5 protein-coding genes are annotated in these 4,467 nt (G+C 70.0%); 2 read left to right on the forward strand and 3 right to left on the reverse strand.

Annotated features, from left to right (window positions below; genetic code table 11):
- Positions 1–95 precede the first annotated feature (95 nt).
- Positions 96–647, forward strand: a complete 552-nt coding sequence (locus ABZ646_RS40910) for an aldo/keto reductase (protein WP_360531146.1) — start codon at positions 96–98, stop codon at positions 645–647.
- Between the two features lie 99 nt (positions 648–746).
- Positions 747–1,709, forward strand: a complete 963-nt coding sequence (locus tag ABZ646_RS40915; protein ID WP_360531149.1) for an SDR family NAD(P)-dependent oxidoreductase — start codon at positions 747–749, stop codon at positions 1,707–1,709.
- Positions 1,710–1,813: 104 nt separating this feature from the next.
- Here the strand turns inward: ABZ646_RS40915 and ABZ646_RS40920 are convergent, their stop codons facing one another.
- The 3 genes from ABZ646_RS40920 to ABZ646_RS40930 form a co-directional block, all read right to left on the reverse strand.
- On the reverse strand, positions 1,814–2,746 hold the full coding sequence (locus tag ABZ646_RS40920) for an NADP-dependent oxidoreductase (RefSeq protein WP_360531152.1): 933 nt from the start codon (positions 2,744–2,746) through the stop codon (positions 1,814–1,816).
- 154 nt (positions 2,747–2,900) lie between these two features.
- A complete protein-coding gene (locus ABZ646_RS40925; RefSeq protein ID WP_360531154.1) occupies positions 2,901–3,770 on the reverse strand; it encodes a helix-turn-helix domain-containing protein in 870 nt (289 codons plus the stop codon).
- A 216-nt stretch (positions 3,771–3,986) separates the two neighbouring features.
- Complete coding sequence (locus tag ABZ646_RS40930) at positions 3,987–4,223, reverse strand: pyridoxamine 5'-phosphate oxidase family protein (RefSeq protein WP_360531157.1); 237 nt, start codon at positions 4,221–4,223, stop codon at positions 3,987–3,989.
- Positions 4,224–4,467: the final 244 nt, after the last annotated feature.

Genomic DNA, 4,467 nt, shown 5'->3' on the forward strand with positions numbered 1-4,467 from the left:
GCAGCAGGTCCAGGGCGCGGAACAGCCTGCCGGGAGCGGACTTCAGCAGATCCACCGCGCCACGGATGTCGTACGCGTCGAGCTGATCTTCGGCCATGGAACAGCTGGTCCGCGAGGGCAAGATCACCTACGTGGGCAGCAGCAATTTCGCCGGGTGGCAGATCGCCACTGCCCAGAACGCGGCAGCCGATCGCCACTTCATGGGCTTGGTGTCCGAGCAGAGCCTGTACAACCTCACCGCACGGACCGTCGAGCTGGAGGTGATTCCCGCCCTGCGGCACTACGGGATCGGGCTCATCCCCTGGAGCCCTCTGGGCGGCGGCCTGCTCGGTGGAGTCCTGCAGAAGGTCGAGAACGGCCGCCGTGCTTCTGCCCAGATGCAGCAGACCATCGAGCGCCACCGGCCCCGACTGGAGGCGTACGAGGCCCTGTGCGCCGAGATCGGCGCACAGCCGGCCGACGTCGCGCTGGCCTGGCTTCTGCGCAACCCCGTCCTCACAGCCGTGATGGTGGGTCCCCGCACGCCCGAGCAGCTCGCGGGCAGCCGACAGGCTCTTGAGGTGCAGCTGTCGGACGACACCCTGCGCAAGCTCGACGAGATCTGGCCCGGCCCCGGAGGCGAGGCCCCCGAGGCATACGCCTGGTAGACCACGCGACGGCCTGCGGGCAGCAGCCGTCGTCGTCACCCACACCACATCCACGGCACGTCAGGAATTCTCCGCTGCTCTAGTTCGGAGTGTTTGAGCATGACCACTGCACAGCACAAGATCGGCTCCGGTTTCGACGCCACCAGTACCGCCGACGACGTCCTCCAGGGCATGGACCTGAGCGGGAAGCTCGCGATCGTCACCGGCGGGTACTCGGGCATCGGCCTGGAGACAACCCGTGCGCTCACGCGTCTCGGCGCCCGTGCCATCGTCCCCGCGCGTCGGCCCGCAGAAGCTCTGCGCGCGCTGGAGGGGGTGTCCGGCGTCGAGGTGGACGAGATGGACCTCTCCGACCTGGAGAGCGTGCGCGGCTTCGCGGAGCGGTACCTCGCCTCGGGCAGGACGGTCGACTTCGTCATCGACAGCGCCGGGATCATGGCCTGCCCCGAAACGCGGGTGGGGCCGGGCTGGGAGGCTCAGTTCGCGATCAACCACCTCGGTCACTTCGCGCTCGTCAACCGTCTGTGGCCCGCCCTCGAACCCGGCGGCGCACGAGTCGTCTCCGTCTCCTCCGGCGGCCACCACATGTCCGGCATCCGCTGGGACGACATCCACTGGCGGCGGGACTACGACAAGTGGCAGGCGTACGGGCAGGCGAAGACCGCGAACGCGCTCTTCGCCGTGCACCTGGACAGGCTCGCCAAGGGCGTCGGCGTCCGCGCCTTCGCCGTGCATCCCGGCGTCATCATCACGCCGCTCCTGCGCCACGTGCCCGAGGAGGAGAGGGTGGAGTTCGGCTGGTTCGACGGGGACGGCAACCTGCGCGACCCCGACTTCTTCAAGGCCCCGCAGCAGGGCGCGGCCACGCAGGTATGGGCGGCGACCTCACCCCAGCTGACCGGACTGGGCGGCCTCTACCTCGAGGACTGCGACGTCGCCGAGCCTGCTCCCGCCGACGGCGAGATGCGCGGCGTCAAGGACTGGGCGACCGACCCGGAGCAGGCGGCACGCCTGTGGGAGCTGTCGGCGGAGCTGACGAGCGTGAACGCGTTCGCCGCATAGCACGCAGGTGCGGCCGGATGTCTTCCGGCCGCACCCGCGCGGTGGCGCCGAGGGACGGGACGCTCCTCAGTGCCGGTACGTGCCCGCCGTCAGAGCGTCAGACGTCAGAACGTCAGCACCAGCCGGCCGCGCACACCGCCCGCGGCGAGGAGCCGGTGTGCTTCGGCGGCCTGCTCCGCGGGGAACGTCCTGGCGACCCGGAGGGTGACCTGGCCGTCCTCCGCCTGCTGCCGCAGCCGGTCGAGCTTGGCCCGCTCCCGGGCGTAGCGGAACACGACGATCGGCTCGTATACGATGCCTCGTTCACCGGGACCGTCGTAGCCGAGCAGCGTGACGACTCGGCCTCCGTCACGCACCGCCAGGGCGGCGAGAGCGCCGAGGGACGCACCGTCGAGGAGTCCGTCGACGCCTTCCGGGACCTCCGCGCGGACCCGGTCCGGGTACTCGGCGCCGCGTCGCAGGACGATGTCGGCGCCGAGTTCCTTGACCAGGGTCTCGTCCTGCTCCGAGGCGTCGGCCACCACGCGCAGCCCATCTGCCTTGGCCAGCTGGACGGCATAGCCGCCCACCGCGCCGGCAGCTCCGGTGACGGCGACGGTCTGTCCGGCCTTCAGGCCGAGGGTGTCCAGCGCGAGGCGGGCGGTCAGACCGTTCATCGGCAGGGTCGCGGCCTGTACGTCGCTCGCGCCGTGGGGTGTGCGCACCACGGACTGCGCCGGGACCACGACCTGCTCGGCGTAGGCGCCGTGGGCACCGTCGGCGAGCACGATCGCCATCACGAGGTCGCCGACGCGCAGCTCCGTGTCCGTACCCACGCCGATCTGGTCCACGACACCGGCGGCCTCCATACCGGGGACGAACGGCGGCCGGGCGTCCGCGGACCGGGCGGGCCCCTTGCGCTGGAGGGCGTCGACCGCGTTGACGGTCGCGGCACGCACCCGGATGCGCACCTCGCCCGGACCGGCATCCGGCGCAGGCAGCTCAAGGACCTGAAGCACCTCCGGCCCACCGAATTCCGTGAAACCTATTGCCCTCATCCGAAGCACCTCGTTGTCTGACATACGGTCGCTGAGGTGTCCGACCTTTCCGTCTCGCACAGGCCCGGAAAAGGGGAGGAATCTTGGCGGGGATACGGCCAGAGGGGGGACGCATCGGTCCCCCCGTAGAAGCGTTCGGGTCAGCTGGAGGCGTTCAGGTCGCCGCGTCGGACGCGGTCGGCTTCTGGTCGGCGGCCCAGGAGGCGAGGAGGCGCAGCCCGTCGTGGGAGGCGCTGCCGGGTTCGGCGTTCCACACGATGATGTGCTGGTCGGGGTCCGTGCCGCAGGTGAGCGTGTTCCAGTCGAGGGTCAGCTCGCCCACCACCGGGTGGCGCAGTTTCTTGACGCCCTTGCCCCGCATCGCGACGTCGTGTTCGGTCCACCACTGCCGGAACTGCGGGTCACGGGCGGAGAGTTCCTCGACCAGCGCGGTCAGGGGCTGGTCGTCGGGGTAGCGCGCGCTCTCCATGCGCAGTTGGGCGATGGCCAGCCGGGTGACCTCCTCCCAGTCCACGTACAGCTCGCGCATCCACGGTTCGGTGAACAGCAGCCGGACGAACACCCGCTCCGGCTCGGGGTACTTCCCGAAGTCGGTCCACAGGGCGGCGGCGAGCCGGTTCCAGCCCAGGATGTCGGTGCAGCGGCCGATGACGAAGGCCGGGGAGGCACTGAGGTCGTCCAGCATGCGCTGTAGCTGCGGGTCCACCTGCTGGCGCTCGCGGTACGCGGACCGGCGCACCCGCTCCTTCGCCGCGAGGTCGAGGAGATAGGTGCGCTGGTCGTCGTTGAGCCGCAGGGCCTGCGCGATCTCGTCGAGGAGGGGAGCCGAGGCCTGGAGCCGGCCCTGCTCGATCCGCGTGTAGTACTCGGTGCTGATCGCGGCGAGGAGTGCCACTTCCTCACGGCGCAGACCTTTCACACGCCGCCGTTGCCCGCCGCGCAGGCCGACATCAGAGGGAGTGAGCTCAGCACGACGAGCCTTGAGGAACTCACCCAGCTCGTTCAGATGCGGGTTGCGGTTCATGACCTTCAGCTTCGCACAGACGCCGCGTCTTGAGAGGGGGACAGATCGCTCCCCTGGCTGATGGGCCAGGGGGCGACGATCCTCGTGAGTTCGTGGTCGGTCCTGACAACGGCCGGTGGCCCAGGGCACGCGTGCGCACCGGGCCGAGTCCGGGGCCGTCGGCTCCTACGAGGTGGCTGACTGGCCGTTCCGTACTGCCCCCTCAGGCCGGGAACCTCACGCCCCCGGAACATCGATGATTCTCCGCGGTACGACGCGGATGATCACGCGGTCCTCGTCGTACTTCGCGGCCGGCAGGTCGACGCCGAGGTACTTGTGCCAGAGCCCGCGCAGGAGGTGCTTGCCCTCGTCCGGGACGATCTCGGCGGTTCCCCGGATCTCGACGGCGGTGTGGGGGTGGGCGAGGTCGTGGACCGAGACACTGATCCGGGGATCGCGGCGCAGGTTGCGCACCTTCTGGCGGTGGTCGAGGGAGGGACGGCCGTCCGCGGAGGGAGGCGAGGGAGGAGGAGGGCGTCAGCGGGCACCATTGTTGCATGCGTGTGCATTTGAAATGGGCTCGTTCACCGAGCTGAAGAACGGTGGCTCGTACGACGTGCTCACGTTGGGCCACCCCGAAGGGGCTCCACAGAACGCCGCCGAAGAGCTCCACAGAACCCGGCAGCCGGGAACACCCGAGTGTGTTCCCAGCTGTCGG

Source organism: Streptomyces sp. NPDC007162, assembly GCF_040634175.1.
Classification (GTDB): domain Bacteria; phylum Actinomycetota; class Actinomycetes; order Streptomycetales; family Streptomycetaceae; genus Streptomyces.